21 protein-coding genes are annotated in these 26,650 nt (G+C 45.7%); 6 read left to right on the top strand and 15 right to left on the bottom strand.

Annotated features, from left to right (window positions below; translation table 11 throughout):
* Positions 1-146 precede the first annotated feature (146 nt).
* Together PAEAM_RS21565 and PAEAM_RS21560 are read right to left on the bottom strand one after the other, a co-directional pair.
* A complete protein-coding gene (locus tag PAEAM_RS21565; protein ID WP_100528915.1) occupies positions 147-5,372 on the bottom strand; it encodes an S-layer homology domain-containing protein in 5,226 nt (1,741 codons plus the stop codon).
* 450 nt (positions 5,373-5,822) lie between these two features.
* On the bottom strand, positions 5,823-7,379 hold the full coding sequence (locus PAEAM_RS21560; RefSeq protein WP_100528914.1) for an ABC-F family ATP-binding cassette domain-containing protein: 1,557 nt from the start codon (positions 7,377-7,379) through the stop codon (positions 5,823-5,825).
* A 197-nt stretch (positions 7,380-7,576) separates the two neighbouring features.
* Between PAEAM_RS21560 and PAEAM_RS21555 the strand changes: the two genes are divergently transcribed.
* The gene (locus PAEAM_RS21555; RefSeq protein WP_100528913.1) at positions 7,577-8,050 is read left to right on the top strand and encodes an SET domain-containing protein; all 474 of its coding nucleotides are present in this window, start codon (positions 7,577-7,579) and stop codon (positions 8,048-8,050) included.
* 230 nt (positions 8,051-8,280) lie between these two features.
* Here PAEAM_RS21555 and PAEAM_RS21550 read toward each other — a convergent pair whose 3' ends face one another.
* From PAEAM_RS21550 to PAEAM_RS21525, 6 genes are all read right to left on the bottom strand, one after another.
* Complete coding sequence (locus PAEAM_RS21550) at positions 8,281-8,901, bottom strand: DUF1349 domain-containing protein (protein WP_235193804.1); 621 nt, start codon at positions 8,899-8,901, stop codon at positions 8,281-8,283.
* A gap of 45 nt (positions 8,902-8,946) precedes the next feature.
* Entirely contained in the window at positions 8,947-10,293 is a 1,347-nt protein-coding gene (locus tag PAEAM_RS21545) for a dihydrolipoyl dehydrogenase family protein (RefSeq protein ID WP_100528912.1), read from the bottom strand.
* A gap of 50 nt (positions 10,294-10,343) precedes the next feature.
* Positions 10,344-11,858: an osmoprotectant update ABC transporter permease/substrate-binding subunit OpuFB gene (gene opuFB, locus PAEAM_RS21540; protein WP_100528911.1), complete on the bottom strand. Its 1,515-nt coding sequence runs from the start codon at positions 11,856-11,858 to the stop codon at positions 10,344-10,346.
* Positions 11,851-12,825 (bottom strand): ABC transporter ATP-binding protein, encoded by a 975-nt coding sequence (locus PAEAM_RS21535; protein ID WP_100528910.1) that lies wholly within the window; start codon positions 12,823-12,825, stop codon positions 11,851-11,853. Before PAEAM_RS21535 ends, opuFB begins: the two co-directional genes overlap by 8 nt.
* 222 nt (positions 12,826-13,047) lie before the next feature.
* Entirely contained in the window at positions 13,048-13,908 is an 861-nt protein-coding gene (locus PAEAM_RS21530; protein ID WP_207765590.1) for an ergot alkaloid biosynthesis protein, read from the bottom strand.
* A gap of 132 nt (positions 13,909-14,040) precedes the next feature.
* Positions 14,041-14,625: a TetR/AcrR family transcriptional regulator gene (locus PAEAM_RS21525; protein WP_100528909.1), complete on the bottom strand. Its 585-nt coding sequence runs from the start codon at positions 14,623-14,625 to the stop codon at positions 14,041-14,043.
* 167 nt (positions 14,626-14,792) lie between these two features.
* Between PAEAM_RS21525 and PAEAM_RS21520 the strand changes: the two genes are divergently transcribed.
* Together PAEAM_RS21520 and PAEAM_RS21515 are read left to right on the top strand one after the other, a co-directional pair.
* Positions 14,793-15,155: an iron-sulfur cluster biosynthesis family protein gene (locus PAEAM_RS21520; protein WP_076214772.1), complete on the top strand. Its 363-nt coding sequence runs from the start codon at positions 14,793-14,795 to the stop codon at positions 15,153-15,155.
* Positions 15,156-15,618: 463 nt separating this feature from the next.
* Entirely contained in the window at positions 15,619-16,392 is a 774-nt protein-coding gene (locus PAEAM_RS21515; RefSeq protein ID WP_100528908.1) for a M15 family metallopeptidase, read from the top strand.
* A 134-nt stretch (positions 16,393-16,526) separates the two neighbouring features.
* Here PAEAM_RS21515 and PAEAM_RS21510 read toward each other — a convergent pair whose 3' ends face one another.
* Positions 16,527-16,766 carry a hypothetical protein gene (locus PAEAM_RS21510; protein ID WP_243391427.1) on the bottom strand — a complete coding sequence of 80 codons (240 nt, stop codon included), beginning with the start codon at positions 16,764-16,766 and terminating at the stop codon, positions 16,527-16,529.
* Between the two features lie 130 nt (positions 16,767-16,896).
* Here PAEAM_RS21510 and PAEAM_RS21505 point away from each other — a divergent pair, with 130 nt between their 5' ends.
* Positions 16,897-17,529, top strand: a complete 633-nt coding sequence (locus PAEAM_RS21505) for a nitroreductase family protein (RefSeq protein ID WP_100528907.1) — start codon at positions 16,897-16,899, stop codon at positions 17,527-17,529.
* Between the two features lie 268 nt (positions 17,530-17,797).
* On the opposite strand, the gene PAEAM_RS21500 is transcribed toward PAEAM_RS21505, so the two are convergent.
* Entirely contained in the window at positions 17,798-18,958 is a 1,161-nt protein-coding gene (locus PAEAM_RS21500; protein WP_100528906.1) for a leucine-rich repeat domain-containing protein, read from the bottom strand.
* 166 nt (positions 18,959-19,124) lie between these two features.
* Between PAEAM_RS21500 and PAEAM_RS21495 the strand changes: the two genes are divergently transcribed.
* Positions 19,125-19,583, top strand: a complete 459-nt coding sequence (locus PAEAM_RS21495) for an AraC family transcriptional regulator (protein WP_100528905.1) — start codon at positions 19,125-19,127, stop codon at positions 19,581-19,583.
* Positions 19,584-19,667: 84 nt separating this feature from the next.
* Here the strand turns inward: PAEAM_RS21495 and PAEAM_RS21490 are convergent, their stop codons facing one another.
* The 3 genes from PAEAM_RS21490 to PAEAM_RS21480 form a co-directional block, all read right to left on the bottom strand.
* Positions 19,668-20,912: an aminopeptidase gene (locus PAEAM_RS21490; protein ID WP_036608587.1), complete on the bottom strand. Its 1,245-nt coding sequence runs from the start codon at positions 20,910-20,912 to the stop codon at positions 19,668-19,670.
* Between the two features lie 241 nt (positions 20,913-21,153).
* A complete protein-coding gene (locus PAEAM_RS21485; RefSeq protein ID WP_100528997.1) occupies positions 21,154-22,695 on the bottom strand; it encodes an acetate--CoA ligase in 1,542 nt (513 codons plus the stop codon).
* Positions 22,696-23,012: 317 nt separating this feature from the next.
* On the bottom strand, positions 23,013-24,017 hold the full coding sequence (locus tag PAEAM_RS21480) for an aldo/keto reductase (protein WP_100528904.1): 1,005 nt from the start codon (positions 24,015-24,017) through the stop codon (positions 23,013-23,015).
* 201 nt (positions 24,018-24,218) lie between these two features.
* Between PAEAM_RS21480 and PAEAM_RS21475 the strand changes: the two genes are divergently transcribed.
* The gene (locus PAEAM_RS21475; protein ID WP_100528903.1) at positions 24,219-25,064 is read left to right on the top strand and encodes an AraC family transcriptional regulator; all 846 of its coding nucleotides are present in this window, start codon (positions 24,219-24,221) and stop codon (positions 25,062-25,064) included.
* Positions 25,065-25,133: 69 nt separating this feature from the next.
* On the opposite strand, the gene PAEAM_RS21470 is transcribed toward PAEAM_RS21475, so the two are convergent.
* Together PAEAM_RS21470 and PAEAM_RS21465 are read right to left on the bottom strand one after the other, a co-directional pair.
* Positions 25,134-25,532: an Asp23/Gls24 family envelope stress response protein gene (locus PAEAM_RS21470; protein ID WP_100528902.1), complete on the bottom strand. Its 399-nt coding sequence runs from the start codon at positions 25,530-25,532 to the stop codon at positions 25,134-25,136.
* Positions 25,533-25,560: 28 nt separating this feature from the next.
* Positions 25,561-26,640: an AI-2E family transporter gene (locus PAEAM_RS21465; RefSeq protein WP_100528901.1), complete on the bottom strand. Its 1,080-nt coding sequence runs from the start codon at positions 26,638-26,640 to the stop codon at positions 25,561-25,563.
* Positions 26,641-26,650: the final 10 nt, after the last annotated feature.

Below are 26,650 nucleotides of genomic sequence, written 5' to 3'. Positions count from 1 at the left end.
CAACTGCAAAACGATAGGAGGTTACTCGTTCGTTGAGTAACTGACTTTTCGCCCATGACGGGCGTACAATCAAGAAGGCTTACTCCAACCTGGGTTCCAGGTCAAAGTAAGCCTTCTTTTTCACACGCTACGATTCTGATGTATCATCATTTATTCCATACCAGTTTGCCCATCATCGCATATAACAATGTAGCCGATTCGGCTCGGGTCGCTTCGGCAAGTGGTTTCACCTCACCGTTGTACCCGTGGGCGATACCCAGATTCACAAGTAATGCCACACTATCCCTGGCATAGGAGCGAATCTCGGAAGCGTCACGGAAACGAGTAAGGTTATCTGTTACAGTCGTCTCAGAGTCAACCAGTCCAGCCGCCGCAAGTGCTCTCACTGTCAACGTCATCATCTCCTGACGAGTGATCGTCGACTCTGGCAAGAAGCGCCCGTCACCGGTACCACTGGTGATACCTAGCGAACGTGCAGCTGTAACTGCTTCGTAGTACGGAGCATTTTCGTTTACATCAGAGAACGCATTCCCGGAAGAAGCATTCAAGCCCAGCGCATCCATCAACCATTGCATGTATTGGCCACGGGTCATTTCCTGTTTTGGATGTAACTGCGTGGAATCACCGCTTGCCTCTGTACCAATTACACCTCTAACAGCCAAAGCCTCCATTGCTTTCTTGGCCCACTGCACTTCTGCAAGATCTGTGAATGTCTGCTCCACAGGCACAACAGCATAATTTCCTGTGAGTGATGTGACGGAAAATACAAGCTGCCCGCTTTTTTGATCGTAGTAACTTTGCGGCAATGGGGTTGCCACACCGTTCGCTCCAATGGCAAATGCTACAATCCGATCCTGCTGAGCATTTTGTGAGGATTGGAAAGGCAGACGAAGTATTAACTGACTTTCCGATGGCCATGGTTTACCATCCAGTTGAAGTTCAAGCTGGACTCCATATTGCGTGCCAAGCAGATCTGAGACTGTTTTTGGCAGCTCCGTTCTGACCAGTCGGATTGATGCAGTCCCATCACCAACGATATCCTTCGTTAACAGTGTCGCAGGGAGCTCCAACATCCCCAGCTCTGTAACAATGTTGAACACATGTGACTCACCCTGATCTAACAACGCAGAGGCAGGCAGAGATACTTCATATGCCGTTGCTCCCGAAACCGGCTTCAGCCGAAGTTCGACCAAGCGCAGACCAGCATCCGTTGAAGGGGCAACTTTAAAAGCATCTTTAATCGTTGAAACATCTAAGTTGGAATGCACTACCCCCTTCTGATCAGACTGTCCCTGCAACTCCAGAACAGAACGGTCCTTCTCCGGTTTAGGTTGTGGTACCGCATTCTCTGCACTTGAGTTACCACTTCCGGATTGTCCACCATTGCTGGATGAACCAGAACCATTTCCTGGATTTCCACCGGAATTGCCACCTGAATTACCACCCGAACCAGGGTCCGTGCCTCCAGGGGAAGAAACAGATGCTGGCACCTTCACTGTCAACGGTATAGTCAGGGCTCTACTGTCGTCAGAAGTTCGAGTAATTTCCAACTCCAGTGTTACCGTTGTTTCCTTAGATGGTGGAACAATCGTTCCATCGGTTTGAATGACCGACGGTACCGAACTGGAAGCGATCTTCACCGTGAAACCTTGCGGCACGGAAGGGAACTTCAGTTTTTTTGCACCTGCGGAAGGCTGTTCCAACGCTGTAATGCTTGTGGCTACATCAGCAGCGCTCTGCTGAGCCGTGTGAACCTGATAAGTGGAAGATACACCTCTTAAAGATTGCCCCGTGGCATCCAAAGCTTCCACTTTGTAATAATATTCCGTGCCGGGGTTCAGTTCACTGTCCGTGTACTCCCGCCCATTGCCACTATAGACCACCTTGTACTCACCTTGCTCACGATCTGAGCGGTATAGCTTGTAGCTTGCTGCACCAAGATGAGCATCCCAGTGAAGCGTTGCGCTCGTTGAATCCAACGCATCAGCATTAAGACCAGCACTATCATTTGCAGGTGGCGCGGCGTCAGGTTTAACGATCATAATCCAGCTAATCATCGGGTCCTGCGATGCCGTATTGCGCACGGTCAACTCCAGTTTGTTGTCGGACACGCTGATGCCTTTGTGGGCTCTAACGCTGGCAGGCGTAAAAGTAACTGCACCGGTATTGGTGCCATTGATGATGAAATTCGCTCTGCGCGATGTATTGCTCCACGGATCGTTGAATCCGGCGTACACATCGTATGACCCGTTTGGCACATCAAAGCTATAGGTTAAGTCCGTGCCTTTAGGAGAATTGCTGACATTTCCACCGTTCAGATAACGTACGGTCGAGAATATATCCCCGCCATTCGAACCGGATGCCAGTGCATCTGCGCTGACATAACCCCAATTACGTCCCTCAGCCGGAGCGTACATCTGATCCGCCGTTTCCGGGTTCGCAAGCGTTCCCTTCATATAATCACCCATGAGACTGTAATCAGCCGTTTCGTAACCCCCGCTGTTCACAAAATAAATTGTATTCTCTGGAATGACATTTAGGCGAACTGCCTGCTTTTTGTTGTTATATTCCGGTGTGGTTACCTGTAATGTGAGCGGTCCTGGCTTGGCAAAATCTTCTGCCGTCATGGCCCGGTAATCAATCGTCCATACTGCTGGCGTTGATACCAGTGCTCCACCGTCGCGCACATTCAATGTTGTTGGCAGGGATGGTACTTTGCCTAGCGCCACGGCTTCTGGCAACGGATCAGCAATATCAACCTTGCCCATCGAATTCAGCAGATCAGGTGTCCAGCTGTTATACCACTTGATCGCGATGTCGGAGCCTATTCCAAACTCAATTGGCAAGAACACGTATTTTGCAGCATCATTCGAGAAATTGCCACCATTCCACGTATCCCCCACGTAAATGAATTTGCCTTTTTCCGGATCAACCGGTATGACGGAAGTCGTCTGTGTGCCAAATGCCTTGCCTGGATCAGGATCGGTTGGCAACGTGCGCACGAACGGATTGGTCTGTGTTGACCACGGGCCAAAAATGTTATCCGCCACCGTCACTTTGTTTTCGTTAGGGGCCCAACCGGAAGCTCCGGAAGTCAAAATATAATATTTCCCCTGATACTTGAACATCGCCGGTGCTTCACGTTGCCCTCCCGGGAACACACGCACGTAATCTACGCCGTATTCCGCCTGATAGGTGGAATCTCGTGCCGGATTGCCTTTGTCATCCGTTCGTCCTTCCTTATGCCACCCTGTTACGTCACTGTAGTCTTCATTCAGTTTGGAGATATAGAGCGTCAGGTTTTCCTCACTGGAGTAGATCAGATAGCCAGTGCCGTCATCGTCCTTGAACAACGTCATATCACGTGCCATACCCTTATCGGTTGGGAAGAAATCTTTCTCCCCTTCGGGAGCTCTGTCCATCCGGTAACTCTTCTGATACACAAAAGGCCCTGTTGGAGAGTCGCTGATCGCATAACCGGCCCGCGCCTTACCATAATTCGCATTATCGTTATAGGGGTCTTTGTCGCCGTCCATGTGGGCCCACATCACGTATTTCTTCGTTTTGTCGTTGTAGATGACCTTTGGTCGTTCAATAATCCGTCCTTTGCGGATATCTGCCCAGATATCCACGCGGTCTTCACGCCCCGCATACAATTCGGAGATCAACGGGTCATTGTCAAAATCATCCATGGATTGAAGCGTCGTCAGAGCCATGCCTCGGTCCGTCCAGTTCATCAGATCCTTGGATGAATACACACGCACACCAACAGCTGGCCATCCGCCCGTGTGGTATTCACCATACCAGTAATACATCTCCGTCTGTTCATCATAGAAAAAGCCTGCCCCATGCGCATCAATCGGCTTACCGTCCAGATCCGGCCACAGTTGCCCTGGTGTAATGCTTGTGCGAACTGTGGCAACACCAAGCGGTGCGGATGCTGGAGAAGTTACGCCGTCCACGGTCGCCTGAATGATGTAAAAATATCCTGTGCCCATCGTCAGACCACTATCGTTAAACGTGTTTTCATTGCCACTATAGACCTGCTGATACGTACCCGTAGCACTAGTTGAACGGGACACGATATACGTTACATCAGATCCAGGCAAGTCATTCCACCCCAGAGAGATTGATGTGTCCGTCACAGCTGTGGCAACGAACTCTGCTGGAGAGTCAATAGAGTATGTCGTGGCTTCTGCAACAGTAGCCGCTGACTCCCCAGCTGCGTTATAGGCCGTCACACGATAGCTGTAGCTGTTGCCAGGCTCGAGTGCATTATCTGTGAATGTGAGCCCTTTCCCTTCGTATATCTGCTCGTATTGCTCACTGCCAGATTCGGCCCGAACCACGCGATAACCAGTTGACTTGTCCACGGCGGGCCAAGATAGCTTCACACTCGTGGCATTGAGTGCTTCGGCCTTTAATTCGCCCGGAGCCTGTGGTGCTGCGGCTGTCGTCCGAACTTCCAGCGGAGCAGTCCATAATGATTCGGTTAGGCCTCCGTATTCATAAGCGAGCCTGTAATAATACACCGTATCCCCGCTCAATCCTTCATCCATGTGTTCCAAAGTTCCGGTACTGGTTACCAGAGAATAACCGCCTTCAGGCGTAGAGGAACGATACAAGCGATAGGCTGATGCTCCCGCGATTTCAGACCATTGCAGTGAAACCGAAGAAGCCGTCTGCTCAGCAATAGAGAGCTGAATATCGTTCCCTGGCGGCTGCTCGGCAATGGTCACGTCATCTGCATGTACCGACTGCCACTTATTTCGAATGCCAACTGTACCTGACCCGTATGTAGGATCGACCAGATCAAATACCAACCGATCGGAGCCGTTTTCCGCGATATACCCGCGAATGGTGGTACCTGATAACACCACTTTGAGCGTGTACCATGTATCTTTGGCAAAAGCATAGTCCACCGTTTTCAAAGTTGTGTCTGATCCGTTCACCCGTTTGGAGAAAACGAGTTTATTATTGGGAACCTGCATTTGAAAATAGTAAAAGTTGCTCTTATCCTGAAACCGCGGCAATATTCCGGGATACCCCTGACCGGCTCCCGTGTAAAAGCGCATGGACACGGTCATGTCCGACATGGAGTCTCCAGTAGAGATGATGCCTTCATTGGTATCGCTCTGGAAAAGCGTGAAGTTGGACGTATCTGTCGGGTCCGCGAGTACTTCCCAATTGCCTGAGCTTACGTTCCACGCAGGTGATTCCGTGTAATTACCATCCGAAAAATCGTCCTGCAACAACGTGGCGGGTATACTGCTCAGATCGGCATACGCCTTACTCGGCAGCATCAACGGTCCCGAAGACAGCGCAAGTGTTGCAGATAACATAAATATCATGGGTTTCCTGAGTTTATCCAATGTTCATTCTCTCCTTTGGCGTGAAAGATGAAAGCATGGTTCTTGTATGCGCGGTGTTGTTCAGCCTATCCTCAGCAACCAGTGGTCAGTAACGAGCTTTTGTCCACCTCCTTATTTTAATGAAACCGGTTTCATCGGAGTGTAAAAAAAGACCCGTCTTCCCTTCTAAGTGCAATGATACCCATACGGAATACCGTGTTTTCTTTGCCCCTATGCAGTGAAACAGGTTTTTAATATATAAATGTAATCGCTTTCCTGAATTATATTATTGCCTTATTCAAGCTGTCAACTGTGAATTGGGCTCAAACATTTTTCGTTAAAACCACGCAAAAAAGGCGCGAGTTCTGCTTGTTCTGCAAGCAAAATTCGCGCCTTTTCTCACGCTTCGAGCTTGTTCGCAAGCTCGCACATGATTCGTAATCAAAAGCGGACTTTTTGAACAACCTCTATTTAGAATACTTTTGTTGTCCACGACTCACAGTTCCAGGTCTCCGTAACGACATCACGGTAGAATTCCGGTTCGTGGGAAATCAGAAGAATACTGCCTTTGTAAGCCTTGAGCGCACGTTTCAACTCTTCCTTGGCATCAACGTCCAGATGGTTTGTTGGCTCATCGAGCACAAGCAGGTTGGTTTCATTATTGATCAGCTTACAGAGACGCACTTTAGCTTTCTCGCCACCACTCAGTACAGCTACCTTGCTCTCAATGTGTTTTGTAGTCAAACCACATTTTGCAAGTGCAGCACGCACCTCGAATTGGGTATACGAAGGAAACTCCTTCCAGATCTCTTCAATACACGTATTGTAGTTGGCATCCTTCATCTCTTGCTGGAAGTAACCAATCTCCAGATGTTCACCGCGTTGAACGGTTCCTTCCAGAGCTTGAATTTCACCCAGAATACTGCGCATCAGGGTTGTTTTACCAATTCCGTTCGCACCAACGAGGGCAATCTTCTGTCCACGCTCCATACGCAGATCCAGTGGTCTGGACAACGGTTCGTTGTAACCAATCACAAGTCCTTTGGTTTCAAAAATGAGCTTGCCGGATGTTCTTGCATCACGGAAGTTGAACTGCGGTTTCGGTTTCTCCTTGGCGATCTCAATGACATCCATCTTGTCGAGTTTCTTCTGTCTGGACATCGCCATATTACGTGTAGCTACACTTGCTTTGTTCCGCGCTACAAAGTCCTTGAGGTCAGCGATCTCTTGTTGTTGGCGTTTGTAAGCCGACTCCAGCTGCTGTTTTCTCATCTCATGCACTTCCTGGAAGTGATCATAATCGCCCACATAACGAGTTAGATTCTGGTTCTCCATGTGATAGATCAAGTTGATTACACTGTTCAGGAACGGAATATCGTGAGAGATCAGAATAAAAGCATTCTCATATTCCTGCAAATAACGTTTCAGCCATTCGATATGCAATTCATCCAGATAGTTCGTAGGCTCATCGAGCAGCAAAATATCGGGTTTTTCTAGCAGCAGCTTGGCAAGCAATACTTTGGTACGCTGTCCACCACTCAGGTCATTGACGTCTTTATCCAGACCGATATCCGTCAGACCCAGACCACGTGCGGTTTCATCCACTTTGGCATCGATCATGTAGAAATCCTGGTTTGTCAGTGTATCCTGAATCGTACCCACGTCTTCAAGCAGTTGTTCAAGCTCCTCCGGTGTAACATCGCCCATTTTGCCATACATATCATTCATTTCCTGTTCCATATCAAACAAGTACTGGAACGCGCCGCGAAGTACGTCACGGATCGATTGGCCTTTGTTCAATACAGCATGCTGGTCCAGATAACCAACACGCATCCGTTTGGACCACTCCACCTTACCTTCATCCGGCTGAAGTTTTCCTGTAATAATGTTCATGAAGGTGGATTTACCTTCACCATTGGCCCCGATCAGACCAATATGTTCGCCCTTCAACAGGCGGAATGAAACGTCGTTAAAGATAGCACGGTCACCAAAACCGTGACTTAATTTTTCTACATTTAATATGCTCATTCATGACACCTTTTCTATATAGACTTAATTCTTTGTATATTATAAGCGTTATATCCTGCACAACTCAACGCCATATTAAAAATTATTCCACCTTTTTGTCTGAAATTTGCCTTATATGAAAGTATGGGTTAAAATTTTGCCTTAACGAATTACTATTATATAGAACGGAGCTCTTCGAAGAGCATCAGGTGAAGATTATGATTGAAGTGAAACAATCCAAGTTGGGTGATGGTGGTGAGTTTAACCGCGGGGTATTTGCTACCGTTGATATTGCCAAAGGAACGCTTATCCATCAGGCACCCGTTGTGCCTTACCCAAATGAAGATCATGAGCATGTCGAAAAAACGATTTTGGAAGATTACGTGTTCGAATATGGGGCGAATCATACCGCAATTCTGCTCGGTTACGGCAGTCTGATCAACCACTCTTATGAACCTAACGCTACTTACGATATCAACTTTGATAACCATACCTTTGACTTCTACGCGTATACAGACATCAAAGCTGGCGACGAAATCGTAATCAATTACAACGGTGAGGAAGACAGCATGGACCCGTTATGGTTCCTGGACGATTACGAGGAGCGTATGCTTGAGTTCAATAAGTCCAATGATGATGAGGGTGAAAAAGAGACTGAACCCCATTCCCTGGATACGGACACGAGTAAATAAACGTTAAACTCAAGTAAAGTTCGCAAGCACTCTATTGTATGTGCGAAAAGAACTCACTGTACCCGGTGAATGATGAAATGAGTAACTGGAGACTTTTCACAGTCCAAAGTTTAAACACACAAATAAGCAAGTCCTCCGTTAATGGAAGACTTGCTTATTCATGTTGTCTTGCTTTTTAAGCCAGATACACCTGTTCATGTTTTATTGTTTATCGTGCATCTTAACTTGTTTTAATCCGTAATCGGCGGATCTGTATGCAAGTCTTGATCGGGTGTCGTGGATCTCCACTTGGTAAAGGCTACCTCGAACCCTGCACGCTTTGGTGAACACAGAAATGGACCTGCATGTTTGTTCGTTGGATAGGCAAACCGTGCAACCCGAATTGTACGCCAAGGATGCTCATCTGTGCGAGCACGAATGACAACAGCCTCATTACTGTAGGAGGCTCTGATTGTTACGATTCGTCCACCCCACTCTGGCACAGGAGAGAGTGACCAATCGGAATACGTATCCGTCACGACGGCTCCAACATGTGCCACACCATCATTGACCTCAACTCCGGCCTTGATCCATTGGTCTTCTCCGTACCATAACATTAATCCCGCCTGGTCATATAATTCGGTGAATGAGCTTAGATCAAACGATACCTCAATCGCTTCCGTTCCGTCCCATGGAGCAAGCATGGCGTGTCCATCCCGATGACAGAACCCGTAGAATGTGTTCTCCCAAAAGTCACTGCCTTCCCGAGCTTCCACAACGAAACGATCCCCATCCATCCGTGCAGCAACGGGTTCCTTAGTCCACTTGCCTTCATGAAGCCCAATAAAATCCGATGACATCGTTATTTTCATCCTTTCTTCCGTCCCAAAGGGGGGTTCATCCTCACTTCATCACTTCTAAATTAAAGAACCCAGATCCGATGCAGCAGTAGGATATGCAAAATTCATGGTGTTTAACTGATCAATAGTCAGATTGAACTGAATCGCCATTGCAAAAAGGTTGATCAATTCTTCTGTTTTGCTCCCGAGCACATGCGCACCCAGAATACGCCCGGTTGATTTGTCGATCACCACTTTGGCCATGGCAAATTTTTCATGAGTTCGCTTGTAAGTATACCATTTCGACATATCATTTACCTGCACCTCGTAGCCCTCTTTCTTGGCTTGTTCCGTGCTCATACCTACAGCTCCAAGGGCAGGGACAGTAAACACAATAGAAGGCATCACTTTATAATTTGGTTTGTGTTGATTTCCCTCCAACAAATTGAACGATACAGCCCGGGATTCCTGACCTGCTAACGGGGTTAAAGGCAACCCTTTTGTATCCGTTACATCGCCAGCAGCATACACTCTCGGATTACTTTCACTTTGCAAGTACTCGTTCACCGTAATCCCCTTTTTGCTGTAGCTGACGTTGGCTTTCTCCAATTCCAGCCCATCCACATTGGGAACACGCCCCGCTCCATGAACGACAAGTCCGCACTGCCACTGGTGATCTGCACCATTACGCGTGCCATGAACGACATAGGCGTTCCCCTCTTGCCGTATGGACTTCACCTCCGCGTTCAAGTGAACATGAATGCCGATCTCTTTTGATTTTTGCAACAAAGATTCTACAAGCTCCACATCAAACGACTTCAGAGGCTGTTCACTCCGATGCAGGATATGGACTTCCGTCCCGGCTCTGGCCGCAATATGCGCAAACTCAAATGCAATGTATCCACCGCCTACCAGAACTAATCGATCCGGCAGCTGTTCCAGATCCAGAAAGTCATCACTATATAGAAGATGCTCCGAGCCCTCAATCTCAAGTGGCGCAGGTCTTGCACCGGTAGCAATCAGGATGTGTTTGCCATGGAGCACTTCTTCTCCAACTTGAATATGGTCTTCATCAATAAATGAAGCTTTACCATGGAACGTATCCATTCCGGCCTGTTTGAATTGATCTTCACTTGCTCTAGGTATGCTCTCGGTAAAGGTGCGTTTAAAGGCCATAAGTTCAGACCAGTTGATGGTCGCCTGTCCCTGAATTCCTTTTCCTTGCATCCGTTCATTCCAGTCAATCAGCTCAGCCGCTCCAGCCAGCACTTTCTTGGGATCACAGCCACGCAGTGCACACGTTCCGCCGAACTCACGTTCATCAATTACAGCAACTCTCCAGCCAGCTTCAGCGCAACGGGTGATAACAGAGCTTGCCGCGCTTCCTGTGCCAATTGCAATCAAGTCATACGTTTCTTGTGTCATCATGGTTCCTCCTCATCCTTTTGGTGCATCTATTGCAGGGATGCCTGAAGTTACAGCAATCCAGCCTGTTTAAGGTACTCTGCTGCAACCTGTTCAGGATTCGCTCCCTCTACGTTCACGTCATAGTTCATCTGACGCATCTCGTTATCCGTAATTTTGCCAGCAAGCTGATTCAGCACCTCAACCAGTTGTGGATATTGATCTGCCGTTTCTTGACGAAGCATCGGCGAGCCTTGATACGGTGGGAATAACTCCTGATCATCCTCCAGCACAACGAGTTCATACTGTCTCAACTCACTGTCTGTGGAGTAAGCATCAACGAGATTGATATCTCCGCGCTGAAGAGCACCATAGCGAAGCTTGGGTTCCATTGTTGCAACGTTCGGGAATTCAATCCCATACTTTTTCTGTATGCCAAGGTATCCGTCTTCCCGATCCGAGAATTCCAGCGTGAATCCTGCCTTTATCTGCTGTTCCACCGGTTTGAGATCCGAAATGGTCTTGAGATTGTATTGATCTGCGATGTTCTTTGGAACGGCCAACGTATACGTATTGTTGTAATCCATAGGGTTCAGCAGCACCATGTTGAATTGGCTTAACATTCCGTCTCTTGCTTGTTCGTAGACCTCTGTTCGATCCGTACTCACAGCCGTTTCCTTCATAAATTCGGAGATGGCTGTCCCAGTGAATTCAGGATAGATATCAATATCACCCGACTTGAGTGCATTGAAAAGGAATGGTGTTTTGCCCAATCCGGGTTTTAGTTCAACGGTCAGGTCTGTGTCTTTTTCGATTAACAATTTGTACATATTAATGAGAATTTCGGGTTCGGCCCCCAATTTCCCGGAAATGACGAGATCCTTCTGTCCACCACGTGCCACGAAGGGAATGGTAATCACAAGTATCGCGATTATTGCCAGCGAACCAAGGGTAACCAATGTTTTCTTGAAGGATAACCGCTGGAACTGACGTAATAGTACATCAAACAAAATCGCCAGCAAGGCGGCCGGAATGGCTCCAAGGATGATCAATGCGGTATCGTTCCGATCAATGCCCAGCAAGATTAATGCACCCAAACCTCCTGCGCCGATCAAGACAGCAAGTGTCGCCGTTCCTACAATAAGCACCATAGCGGTCCGAATTCCGGCCATAATGACAGGCATCGCCAGTGGCAGTTCCACTTTGATTAGACGTTGCCAACTATTCATGCCCATCGCATTCGCTGCTTCCACCATGGAAGGATCAACTTCGGATATGCCTGTGTACGTGTTGCGGAGTACGGGAAGCAGTGCATACACCACCAGTGCAATGATTGCAGGAAGTGTGCCTATGCCGAATAACGGGATGAGCAGTCCGAGAAGCGCCAAGGACGGTATCGTCTGCAACACAGCCGTAACCCCGATAATGGGTTCAGCCACTTTTGGTTTGCGTGTCAGGTATATACCTAGCGGAATAGCGATGAGGACAGCAAAGAACAATGCGATAAATGAGATCTGAATATGTTCCAGCAGAGCAGACAACAACTGACCTTTGCGCTCACTGAACACCTCCGTGAATCTACTCATGTCCTTCACCTCGTTCCTGTAACTGAACAGACCAGTATTTCATCAGATCAACTCGACTGATCTCGCCAATAATCTGGCGGTTACGTTCAACCAGCAGATGGTCATGGTAAGCCATGATATCAACTAACTCCGTCAACGTAATGGATGCAGGAACGGCAGTTTTAGCTGATTTTGGCACATGACCCGGTGAGAGTGGTGACATGATGGATTCGAGATCAAAATCAGATTGTGAACTCGTATCGGTGTTAGGACTTCCAACAAATTCACGTACGAAATCATTAGCTGGCTGTCGGATCAGTTCTTCCGGGGTGCCTACCTGCAAAACCTGTCCATCCTTCATAATGCAGATGCGATCCCCCAGCTTCAACGCTTCCTGAATATCATGGGTGACAAACACAATTGTTTTTTTCATCTGACGCTGGATATCCAAAATATCATCCTGTAATTTCTCCCGACTCATTGGATCGAGTGCACTGAACGGTTCATCCATCAAAACTATCTCGGGATCGGCAGCGAGTGCACGCAACACACCAATTCTCTGCTGTTGTCCTCCGGATAACTCGGACGGTTTACGCTCACTGTACGTATCTCCGTGCAAACCCACCATGTCCAGTAACGTATGTACACGCTCCTTAATTTGATCTGACTTCCATTTTCGCAGTTCAGGAACAACTGCAATATTTTCGGCAATTGTCATATGCGGGAATAGTGCAATCTGTTGCAGCACATATCCTATATTCCAGCGCAATTCGTGAATGTTGTATTCATCGATTGGGCGTTCATTAATGCGCACTGTTCCATCTGTTCGTTCAATCAGGCGATTGATCATTTTGAGCATGGTGGTTTTGCCACATCCACTCGGACCAATCATGACGAACAATTCTCCCTTGTTAATGTTGAGGTTAACCTGACGCAAAGCCGTTGTTCCATCAGGATATTGTTTTGATACATTTTCGAACTGAATCATTCGCTCTCTTCGCCCCTTTATCTAGGGCGTGTTTCAGACACGCCCTAACATTCATCTTCATCTATTTCCCCAAAAGTGTGTTCGTATAATCACTGCTTTCCTTAGTGTCCTTTGTTAGGGAGAGATCCATATTCGAATTAACGATGTCAACATGCTGGTAGACATGCAAAAAGACGGGCACTAGGCACCGTCTTCTCATTGAATATGAAAATATTTCTTCTATTATTCCCATACTTCCATATGATTTTGAATAAATTGCTCGAATGAAATCGGGCTAGTCCCCGTTATTTTTGTCACCGTATCCGTCGTTTGATCTTCTCTCCCCTCCTCCCGGATAGGCACATCCAGTCCTGCGAGGGCAGCAGCGTATTCTTCTGACATTCCTGCGCGAATCATGCTGTTCCTCAATTCATCATCGGACAAAGATTCATGCTGGATAGACTGACCCACTATACGACTAATGATGTCGGAAACCTGTCCATAGGACAACGTCTCCGGCCCTGTAATGATATGCTCCGTATTATGAGGAACAACATCTGTCAGAGCATGGAAGGCCACCGCCGCGATATCATCTGCACTAACAAATCCAATTTTCCCGTCACCCGTAGCACTGTATATTTTCCCGAGTTGTTTCATCGTCTCCCGATGCGGCCCCTCCGTAAAGTTCTCCATAAAATAGGAAGGCTGTAATACCGCCCACTCAGGAGCATGGGCTTTTAAATACTGATGTACTTTGCCAAATATAGGACCATTCTCATCGATCGAAGCACTGCCAAGCAAGACAAATCGCTTAATTCCGCTCCATAATGCTTCCTTGATGAACGGAATGATGGCATCTTCTGGGTTCATATCCATGACTGGCATGACAAGGTACACCTGATTCACATTTTTCAGCGCCAGCGCATATGTCTCGGAATCATACCAATCAAAATAGACATAATTATCGGCAGAACCAGAAAGAGATGGTTTAGTTCTTCCTGCCAAACGCACCGGATAATGATGCTTTTGAAGTATGGCCGCAACACGGCTTCCTGTCTTTCCATTAGCTCCGGTAATAAGTGTCAACGGTTTATCATTGATCATGCTTGTTTCCTCCTTCAGTTTGTTTGGTGTTCTTTTTCCAGACCAATCGGTCTATAATAGTCAAAAAATAAACGCCTTAAGCGTCCATTTTCAAGAAAACGTAAATAATTCTTACTCAAATCATGTAAAACGTTAATCCAAAGCCCTTAGGGTCATCTGTACAAAATCTCGTAGCGCTTCTGCGCTTGCACCGCTCTTCGCTGTAAAGGTCAATGAGAGTCGGGAATAATTAAGAAAACGGGCAAGCCCGGGCAATTCTTCCTCAGCGTGCCTCAATTCGCCACTCCTCTGGCCTCGTAACAGCGCAGTATGGAAAACATCTTCCATTTGTTGGTTAGTGGTGTGAATAAAGACCGCGATTTCGTGATTTTGTGGTGCCTGTTCAACCGCGCTATTAATGATGAAACATTCATTACGACGTTCGTTGTCTGTCAACACGTTAACCGCTTCGTTGAACAACTCGGTCACGCCTTGCCTCACACTTGTACATTCATTTAATAGTCTGATTCCCGCTTCTGTCTTCTGCTGAATATAGAATTTAAGAGCAGAGACAAATAAATCATGTTTAGTTCCGTAGGTGTCATACAGGCTCTGCCTCGCAATGCCAAGTTCACTCAGCAGTAAGCTCAAAGATGTACCTTCATAACCGTACGCTCCAAATACAGACGTTGCTTTTCTTAGCACAGTCTCCGTGTCGAACTCCTTGGCTCTTCCCAATTTAAGACCTCACCTCCCTATTCATTAACTAAAGAATACCTTTTCCAGACTGATCAGTCAAGAAAATAAAGGCTTTGATTTTTGCCAAAGTGGTATAATGGGAATAGAAGCTGAATGAATTCTTTTACCACTTACAACCATGACCACATATAAAGGAGTGTACCTATATGTATATTCAAATTACAGATTTGGCTGCAAAACGATTAACGGAAAGCTTGAATGACCAACCTGGATATTTCAAAGTGATCTATGACTTGGAAGGTTGCGGATGTAACGGAGTTATCGCTATTATCATTGTTGATGAACTTGCGGCTCTCGACGCGCAGATTGAAACCAATCTGGTGCCATTCTATGTTGATCCGAAGCAGCAGCTAAACCTTGAACAACACATGAAGCTGGATACAGAAGAGAATTATCCTTCTTTCAAATTAAGCAGTGATTCTGGTGTGCTCAGCGCCAACGTTCGCGTCCGTGACACCCGTGCAGTAACTGCGGGAAGCTCCGGTGGATCCGACGCCTGCATGTTGTAATACACTCTCCAGCATACTTGAAGTAATCTAGCATTATCTCTCTTCACATCAAAAGCCGTTGCATCTAATGCAACGGTTTTTTTAACTTTCTTTTCCTTATATGCCTCTATCAGAGTTGCAAAAAAGACTCTATAAAAGATGAACTAAACATTTACACGAAACGGAGAGGACAGAAAGAACCTGAAGAAACGAAGTGTTCGCCTAAAAGCTTTCTGAAAGAAAGCTGCATCGGAAGCATACGCTATCACAAGATTTTCACCATTATAAAATTGAATCAAAAAAATCAGGGGATAACAGCGATCGGAAGGTTGTTCTGTCATCGTAGTGTCCAGTGTAAATATCTTTGGTTCAACTTATATAGCAAACTTTGTTTACAACTCGGAAACAATTGGAGAACCTATGGATATAATCCTCTAGTATACTCGGTATATAGATTCATATATTCCGAGGAGGAACACACATCATGAAATCTTTTACTCGTAAATCCATCATATCTACAATTCTCGTAGGCTCTGTTGTAGCAGGTTCTGCCTTTACTACGTTTCCCATCACTTCAAGCCTGAATTCCGTCGCGTCTGCGGCAAGCTCCAGCTTCACTCAATTTCTGCATGATAATGCACCTGGTCGTACGATCAAAACGATTAAAAATGTGGCAACTGTGACCAATGTGTCCAGTACGGTTGTACTTGTCAATAAAAAGAGAAATCTACCTTCAACTTATGCACCTCAAGATTTGGTTGTACCTAATATTCCTTTTAGCTTCTCAGGTTCCAGTCCGAAGAAACAAATGCGTAAAGTGGCTGCAACCGCGATAGAGAAATTATTTGCCGCTGCCAAAAAAGACGGCATCGATATCAAAGCGGTGTCGGGCTATCGCTCGTATGCGACTCAGAAATCGATCTTTGACCGTAATGCCAGCATCAAAGGTGAAGCTGTTGCCAATAAAACAAGTGCTCGGCCAGGACAAAGCGAACATCAAACGGGTCTAGCCATGGATATCTCCAGCGCTTCGGCTGGTTATGATCTTCAGCAAAGCTTTGGCAACACCAAAGAAGGCAAATGGCTGAAAGCCAATGCCCACAAATACGGCTTCATCATCCGTTATGGCAAAGATCAGGAGAAATTGACTGGTTACTCCTATGAGCCATGGCATGTACGTTATGTTGGGGTATATATTGCTGGTGAGATTACCAACCAGAAACTTACGCTCGAGCAGTATTTGGAACGTGCCAAATAAGGCAAGTTTGAACCCAAAGCTTAGACAGTTATGTGATTAGATAAAAGAAGCGTGACTATAGATAACATGACTGAAGGAGAAGATGGGGCCGCAACTGGCCCTCTTCTGCTTCAATTTTTCATTTACACACTTCATCATGTCCCAACGATTTTTCTAAAGACCAGTGGCAGTCTCTTCAGACCTTCTGTTCCAGCCCAAGAGCCTACTCCAGCAAGTATTACATTATGGCACAAATAAAGTGCGACATTGTACACGATAGGGCCTAGAATAATCTCCACGACTACAAAACGTTTTAACGTCGAAGATTGGATCACATATACCCGAAATTCATGAGGGTCATGTCCTCCCATATACTTTGCGATCAATGCTTTCATGAATCACCTCTAGTGCTTTATTTTAGCGTATGGCAGACAATCCTTGTCTTATTCTAAAATAATACTTACATAAAGTAACTAAGTGTGTTATAGTCAGTTTATAAATCATACATAAGCGAGGGAAACTACCATGAGTTCGTTGGAGAATCTAGTCAAAAACCGTAGATCGGCCGTTATTTTTGAAGAAGGAATTGAAATTTCGGATTTGGAACTGCAAGAAATGTTTGCCCTGAACAAATTTGCACCATCTGCCTTTAACCTGCAACACACGCACTATCTTGTAATTAAAGACGAGGAACAGAAAGAGAAAGTCTATGAAGCTTCCCAGCAATATAAGGTAAAAACAGCTTCTGCGGTCATCGTGGTATTGGGCGACGTCAACGCGCATCATCATATCCGCACGATTAACGAAGGCCTGCTGAACCTGGGCGCTCTTACTCCGTTCCAATACGAGCAGGAATCCCAAAGTGTCACCGAATTTTACGAATCTCGCGGCAGATTCTTCCAACGTGAGGATGCGATTCGCAATGCCAGCCTGTCTGCCATGCAATTGATGCTGATCGCTCAGGATCGCGGTTGGGACACTTGTCCAATGATTGGTTTTGACTCGGAAGAACTGCAACGGAGTCTGGAAATCCCTAACCATTACGTACCGGTTATGCTGATCACCATCGGCAAAAAGTCGGAAGCCAAACAGCGCCCACGCGGTTACCGTAAACCGATTAACGAATATGTTAGCTTTAACAAAATGCACGCTGAATAACATATAATATAACCAATTATATAAGTTGAACTAACATTTACACGATAACGGAGAGGACAGAAAAAACCTGAAAAAGCGAAACGTTCGCCTAAAAGCTTTCTGAAAGAAAGCTGCATCGGAAGCATACGCTATCCCCGGATTTCCCCTTTAGAAAAGGAATGGAAATAAAATCTGGGGATAACAGCGATTGGAAGGTTGTTCTGTCATCGTAGTGTCAGTGTAAATAATCTTTAGTTCAACAAAGCAAAAAAGCCACGATCTCGTGGCTTTAATACGTTTCATAGATCAACGTATCCAACATGTGAAATTCATCGTCAAACTCCGCATATATGTACAGTCGACCAGCAGGTGTATCCCCCGCATCATAACCCAATCGGAAATATTGATCTCCCTGAAATTCTGCATCAGCCAAAATCAATGCATTGATATCTTCGTCCGGATGACCCTCGGCAATGGTTTTAAGTGCCTGCTCACCTAGCATGTCCCACCGTTTCCACGTCTCTTCCATATATGGGGATAAGTCCTCCATCTCTGTCTTGGTTGAAACCTGTGCAGTGACTACCAGTTCTTTATCCTGAATAAGTAAGTTCATCTGATAGTTGGACATCGAGACGTCATACTGAAACAACCCCATACCGGGAACTTCATAATTGGATTCAAACATTAGATTATCTGCATACTGCAGTCTTTCCAGCTTGGGATTAGCGCTATAATCCAACTCGTTTAATTTGTTCTCGGAACAGTACAACTCTTTTAGTTGTACGTTATGGCGAATATCCAGCTTGCTAATATGGTTGTTAAAACAACGGACACTCTCTAAAACCATATTTGAACGAAAATCCAACTGTTTGATATGGTTGTGGTTACAACGAAGTTCAATCAAGTTTGGACAACTTGTTACATCAAGTTCCAACATATAATTGTTGGCGCAATCAAGTCGCCGCAGTTGCTTATTGTGTTCAAGTTCAAGTGAGAAAAGAGCGTTATAACTGCAACTAAGTTCCTCCAACTGCTCAAGGTGCTCCGAAGCCAGCTCCGATAACATATTCCAATGACACTCCACCATTACAAGCCTGGAATTATGAGAAAGATCCAATTTGCGAAGTCGATTAAAACTGCAATCCAGCACCTGCAATTCCGAATTGGAGCGGAGGTTCAGTGTAAGAAGCTGATTCTCTCTGGAACGTAATATCCTCAGCTTGTGATTCTGAGCTAGATCCAAACCGGTCAATTGATTATAGGCACAATCCAGCTCTTGAAGACCCCTGAAATACTCGATTCCATCAAGATTGCTAATATTGTGATTTGAGAGTTCTAATATCTCAACCTCACAAACGTCACTCTCCTGAATGAAATCCCGCTGCTCACAAAAACGATCCAACACAACTTGCCTGAAATGTTCATCCGTGAAGGCATAAGTAATATCCATGTCTAACGCCTCACCCTCTCGTTTTGCTCTATTGGAACAGTCTTCCAACATATTATCACTATTCTATGAGTTTCGTCACCGGGATTCAACAATTACCTAAGCAAATTTTTTTATACCATGTTAGCATCCAATATGTAAGAGAAATCGTACAGAGAGGAAGATTTTCATGGAAATGTATATCGAAAACCTCCCGTCATATCGTATCGCCTATGTGCGACAAGTTGGTCCGTATGGGCCTGCCAATGCTCAAGCGATGAATACGCTGAAACAATGGGCAGACAAAAAACAACTGCTTCATGAATCAGCAATTTTATTCGGTATTCCACAAGATGACCCGGCGAGCACACCTCCTCAGAACTGCAGATATGATGCCTGTATTGTTATCACTGAATCTGAACGTCTGGAAGATGAGTTTGTTGAGATAGGCGAGTTATCAGGCGGAGATTATCTCATCTGTAAAGTGAAGCACACGGCAGAAGCTATTCAGCAAGCATGGAATGTGATCATCCCTCATTTACAAACAAGTGGTTATCGGATGGACAACAAGCCGGTTATAGAACGATATCGTTGGGAGCTGCTCAATCAGCATTATTGCGAGATATGTGTGCCTGTAAGACCCGGGTAATCCATGTTACGAGGAAAAAAAGTGACTTCAAGTTGAAGTCACTTTTTCGTTCAGTAATATTACTGCTACTAACTAGATTAGAAATTAAAATGCCCAGTTGCCTTTACGGAATACCGGCTCGATTGTACCATCCTGTAACTCACCATCGATATCCAGCTCAGCGGAACCGATCATGAAATCAACGTGAGTCAAGCTCACATTACACTCATGCTTCAGCAACTCTTCGTTCGACATGGTTGTGCCATCTTTCATGTTGAATGGATACGCACTTCCCACAGCCAAGTGGCAAGATGCATTTTCATCAATACCCGTATTGTAGAAAATGCGATTCAGGTTGGAGATCGGAGAGTCATGTGGTACGAGTGCGACCTCACCCAGATAACGTGCTCCTTCATCGGTGGCAAACAGGTTCTTCAAATGCTCTTCACCGGATGCTGCCGTAAACGCTACAACCTGTCCATCCTTGAATGTGATTCTCATCTGGTCTACCAGTTGCCCGTTCAGGTTCAAAGGCATGGTACTGCTGACATATCCATTCACTCCGCTGCGCTTAGGCATGGTGAATACTTCTTCAGTCGGCATATTGGCGACCGTGTACACGCCTTGTTTATTTTCGCTACCACCGCCACCCCAGATGTGGTTGTGGACCAATTCAATTTTCAAGTCTGTACCTGGCGCACGGTAATGCAGGCTTTTATAGTTCTTTTTGTTCAGGAGATCACTCATGGTATTCAGGGTATCCAGGTGTTCTCTCCAATTTTGTACAGCGTCTCCGCCATCTACACGGTTCATTTTGAAAATCGTTTCCCACATCACGTTGATTCGGTCTTCTTCCGGGATGTCGGCAAATACTTTGTTCGCCCAAGCCTTGGTCGGTGCTTTGATCAGACACCAGCTAATTTCATGGTTGCGTGTGTATTTGGCATATCCGCGACGTGCGTGTGCAGCTGCCTTAGTAGCACGGGAAACGCTGTCGGAGTCAATTCCGTTATACAGTTCAGGATCTGGAACTTTGATCGTCAGGGTAGCGCCGCCTGCTTCTGCAAACTTCTCCATCATATCCGCTTTCCAGGCTGGATAGTAGTCAAAGCTGTCATTGGAACCATGCTCAAAACGACTGCGGGTAATGTTGTCGTCATCGAAGTCCACTTGTACATAGTTGGCACCAGCCGCATAGGCTTTTTGCACAATGAGACGTGTGAATTCAAGCGTTTCGATCGGTGCAGTAACGAGCAGATCCTGTCCTTTTTGAATATTCACGCCAACTTTAACAACTAGTTCTGCGTATTGTTCCAATGACTTTTCAAAGGTTTGTTCAAATTGACTCATGGTTGTGTTCACTCCTGTTTCATATATTATGACATGGTTTGCAAGTGACTTGGAATCTGCTGAGTGGCCGTTACAGCGAAGGATCGTTCTTTAGATCGTCGTTGTCTCCAAATTTTCTTCATCGTATTTTTCAAAGGTTAAAATTCGGAGACAAATACGACCGCTTTCGATTCTGCAGAATCGATTCCTTCTCTTTCACTACGCAGGCACAATCCCCAAAATTCCATCTATACAAAATGATCTAACTATTACGTTTTTCTTGTTCGCGCAGTTCGATCCGGCGGATTTTACCAGAGTTGGTCTTTGGCAGATCCGTAACAAATTCGATCTTGCGTGGATATTTATAAGGTGCTGTAATTTCCTTGACGTGGTGTTGCAGTTCACGCATCAGTTCCGGTGAAGCCAGTGAATCGTCTCTCAACACGACAAAAGCTTTTACAATATTGCCACGGATCTCATCCGGACTTGCAACCACCGCACATTCCTTCACACTGGCGTGTTTCATGAGTGCTTCTTCCACTTCAAATGGTCCAATCGTGTAACCCGAACTGATGATGATGTCGTCACTGCGACCTTCAAACCAGAAGTATCCTTCTTCGTCTTTGCGTGCACGGTCCCCTGTTACAAAATAATCGCCACGCTGACTCGCTTCCTTCCGTCCCTCATCCTGATAATAGGACCGGAACAAAGCTGGCATCTCTTTGTGTACCGCGATATCTCCTACTTCACCCGGAGGCACAGGTTGTCCCTCATCGTCAATAATTTCAATCAATCCAGGTGTAATTGACTGACCCATCGAGCCAATACGTACAGGCGCATCTTTGAGACTGCCGATTAACAACGTGCTCTCGGTCTGTCCATATCCGTCCCGAATAGTCAGGTCAAAATGACGCTGGAAGATTTCAATAACTTCCTGATTGAGCGGTTCACCCGCTGAAACAGCACTGCGCAGATGAGACAGGTCATAATGTCCAAGATCATCTGCTTTGGCCATCAACCGATATTCTGTTGGTGTACAGCAAAGGACATTAATCTGATGTTCCTGCATCAGTTCCAGATAACGCTTGGGCTGGAATGATCCATTGTAGACCAGTCCAGTCGCGCCTCTTCCGAGTACCGACAGGAACGGGCTCCAGATCCATTTTTGCCAGCCAGGTGCAGCCGTTGCCCATACGGTATCTGAAGGTTGAATATCCAACCATAATGAAGAAGCGATCCGCAGGTGGGCATATCCCCAACCGTGGCTATGTACAACTCCTTTGGGATTACCAGTTGTGCCCGAAGTATAAGCAAGGATAGCCGTATCATCACGATGAGTCTCCACCGCAGCCATCTCTTCGGGTTGATTCTGCATTAACTGATGCACATTGACCCAACCTTCAGCAGGTACGCTAACTTCTTCATTCGGTGATGCCACGATGCGATATGCCAGTGACGGCAGATCCGCGTCCATCTTTTCCACTTCTGAGGTCGTCTCGGACCATACAATAACAGCCCGCGCCTCAGAGTGACGCAGACGATATTCCAGATCTTTTGCCCGTAACATCTCGGAGGAAGGAATAACGGCAATCCCCAGTTTAAGACAAGCAATATAAATGACATAGGCAATAATACGGCGTGGTACCATGACCAACACCCGATCACCCTTCTCTAGTCCAAGTTCACGCAAACCTCCAGCAAGACGATTCGCCTGCTTGAATAATTCACCATACGTGATCTCTTCCAATTCTCGTTGATCGCTGAGCCATCTAAGTGCAATCCGGTCTGATGGATGATTCTCCATCTCGGATGTCAGGTTATAGCTTTCAGGCGAAATCCACTGTTCAAAGTTCAAATGGAGCCTCTCCTTCGTAGTTCAATTGTAAAGCTTCTATATATTATACCCTAAATCCTAGGACCAGGTGCTATGAACTAGGTTCATTCTGAAAAAATAAACATAGGTCAATTAATGAACTATTATAATAGATCTTATCCTATAAAGAAAATGACATATACAAAATGGCGCCTTCCTGATTGATCAGGTAGGCGCCATTTTCATTCTTCATTTATATTACATTAGTTTTACCTAACTATAATTTTCACACAGCTGTACTGTGTACGTTACCACGGATAATTACCCATTCCGTCCAAAATGCTTTCGATCTCATTCAACTCTTCCGTTGTCAGATCCGGTGCCTGAAGGGCAGCCATGTTTTCTTCAATCTGGGACACACGACTTGCACCAATCAGTGCAGAGGTTACACGGTTACCACGCAAAATCCAGTTCAGAGCCAGTTGAGAGATCGTCTGCCCTCTTCGCTCCGCAACCGCCTGAAGTGCATCGAACTTGGCAATCCGTTCGTCCGTATATGCTTCTTTTTTCAAATTTCCTGTTGGATTGACGCGTTCTTCCTTGATCTTATCGACATATTTATTCGTCAACTGACCGCGCCCGAGTGGACAGAACGCAATGGAACCTACGCCTTGCTCATCCAGTACGTCCTGCAAACCGTCTTCAATCCAGCGATTCAGCATCGAGTAGTTTGGCTGATGAACCAGACATGGCGTACCCAGACGACGCAGAATGGTTACCGCTTCTTGTGTCTGTTCTGCATTATAATTGGACAAGCCTACATACAGTGCTTTACCTTGCCGCACGATATGATCCAGCGCCGTCATCGTTTCTTCCAATGGCGTGTCCGGATCTGGACGGTGATGATAGAAAATGTCCACATAATCCAGTCCCATCCGACCAAGACTTTGATCCAGACTGGCAATCAGGTTTTTGCGGGAGCCCCACTCGCCGTAAGGTCCATTCCACATATGGTAACCTGCCTTCGAGGAGATGAGCAGTTCATCCCGGTAAGGACGCAGATGTTTTTTGTAAATCACGCCAAAGTTCTCTTCCGCTGATCCTGGAGGTGGACCATAGTTATTAGCCAGATCGAAATGGTTAATTCCGAGGTCAAAGGCACGCAAAATCATTTCTTCCTGAATATCCAATGTACGGTTGCCACCAAAGTTCTGCCATAGACCCAGCGCAATTTGCGGAAGTCTGATTCCGGATTTGCCGGAACGTACATATTTCATCTCATCATATCGTTGTTCACTCGCAGTATAGGGCATCGTTATTCTCACTTTCCTGTAAGGTTTGTTGAATTCCTTTTCATCTTAGACATTTTCCTGGATAAACGATATGGCATTTCACTTTGAACATATGGAATAATGATTGTTATCTATATATACTAATGTTAAATAATTAATCTTTTCAGCTATTTAGTATGTTAAAATGCAAGATGAGACGAAATCGTACAGGAGTGAATACCCTTGATTACGTATATGTTCAAAAACAATCATTTTCAGGAGCTTCAGCTCCTTCATTATGGAACCGAAGCCTGTACACCAGGTCACCACTTTGGCCCTGCCATGCGAGACTATTATAAAATTCATTATATTTTGAATGGCAAAGGCACCTTCGAAGTTGGTGGCAAAACGTACACCCTGCACAAAGGTCAAGGATTTCTGATCGTTCCACATTCCGTCGTGCATTACGAAGCAGATCAGGATGACCCATGGGAATACAGCTGGGTTGCTTTTCAAGGCAGCAATAGTCCAACCTTTTTACAGCAGGCCTGTCTGTCCGAGCATCACCCGATCTTTGAACTGGGTAATGAGGATGACGAGATGCGATCCTGCCTGCACCGAATGATCAATTCCCGCAATACCCATAAAGGCTGGGAGATTAGCATGACTGGTTTACTGTATCAATTCTTCTCTATTTTGATTGATCAGGCTAATTCAGAGCATCTTCAACCCATGCCGGATTATTCGAAGGAAACGTATGTAACGCAGGTAATGGACTTCATTGAAATGAACTATGCCAATGCCATTACCGTTCAGTCCATCGCCGCCCATGTCGGTTTGCAGCGCAGTTACCTGTGCTCTCTGTTCAAGGATCAGATGGGAAGCAGCATCCAATCGTATCTGGTCCTTTATCGGATGCGCAGGGCAGCCGAATTGACCCTTGATCCCGGTCTGACCATTGGCGATATTGCCCGTTCTGTGGGCTACACCGATCAATTGCTTTTCTCTAAAATGTTCAAAAAAGTGATGGGCGAAGCTCCCACCTACTACCGCAAACATAAAACAGCACCCTCCCAGTTAAGTTGTTAATTGGGAAGGTGCTGTTTTTGTTAATCGTTTATCCTTACAAACGTTATTCCTTACATTCTTTTCATTGGTTTATACCGTCTCCGGCATGGATATGCCAACAACTTGCACTTTGATTTCATCGACCATGACGCCGGCTATTTGTTCTACAGCCTGTTGAACATTATGTTGAAGTTCACGGCAAACCTCGTGCATCTTGTTACCATATTGAATGTTGATGCGCAGCTGGATGGTTGCCTGATCGTCTTTGACGTGTACGTCAATCCCTTTTTGCAGACTCTTGCCGCTGATACTCTTGGCAATGCCTTCAGTCAGTCCAACGGACATGGAGGATACACCAGCCGTTGATTGAGCGGCCATTCCCACGATCTTGGATAACACATCGTTCGAGATGTGAATGGTACCCATTTGAACAGATTGAGGTGCAATATATTCAGGTTCATTATATTGTTTTTCGATAATTTCAGACATGTGCTCCACTCCTTCGAATAATTAAATTCTATGCATTCTGCCATTTGTCCTTGAAGAACATGTTATAGATTCGAACCAAAAGAATTTTAACGATCATATAAACCGGGATAATAATCAGGATGGCAATAATTCCACCCAGGTCGCCTGCACCCAACACCAGAATGATGGTCGTGAGCGGGTGAATATCCAGCTTTTTGCCGAATACGTACGGTGCAACCAGGTTGTCCTGAATCTGCTGAGCGACGAGAATAATAATCAGAGACCAGATGGCAACCGATGGTGATACCACGAGACCCATGATCACAATAGGTACGGACGAGACAATCGCTCCGATAAACGGAACAAAGTTCATGATGACCGCAATTACCGTGAGCAGTAATGCGTACGGCAGTCCAATGATCAAGAAACCGATATACATCAGTACACCCAGCGCCAGATTGACCAAAACTCTTCCCACGATAAAACCACTCAACGCCTGATCAATCTCAATTACGACTTCACGGCTGTCATTCTGGAAACGTTTCGGTGCAATATGTGCCAATTTACGGCCAAATTTCTCGCCTTGTAACAGCATATAGAACAAAAGGATCGGTAGTGTAAACAAGATGATCGCAAAACTGGAAACAAGTGAGAAGAATCCACTTACGTAGTTGGTTACAAAGTTAAATCCTTTGTTGATATACTCCGTGATCTGGGAGAAAGGTGTCGAGCCCTCAGGGAACAAAGCCTGAATGGCACCATTTTGCTCCAGATCTCTCAGCTGGTCACTTAATGAATTAATTAAACTTGGTGCGTTATCGACCAGATTGAACAGTTGCTCACGTAACGATGGCCATAAACCAATGATGAAGAACACTCCCAGAATAGCAATAACCAGATAGATTAGCAAAATACTTAGCGTGCGATTTATTTTCTTTTTCTCCATATAATTCACAAGCGGCCTTAGCAGATAATAAAAGAACACCGACAACATCATCGGCACGGTAATAACCGTGATCATCGTGACGAGCGGCTGAAAGATGAAGCTTACACGTGATAATAAATAGATATTAACCAATATCAGCGCCAGTGCAATACTGAACCGGACAAACGTATTTACTTTGAACAAAATATTTCCC

The organism is Paenibacillus sp. GM1FR, from assembly GCF_002803315.1.
Lineage (GTDB): Bacteria > Bacillota > Bacilli > Paenibacillales > Paenibacillaceae > Paenibacillus > Paenibacillus amylolyticus.
Note: the sequence above shows the minus strand (reverse complement) of the source record. Positions and strands in the feature narration are given on the sequence as shown.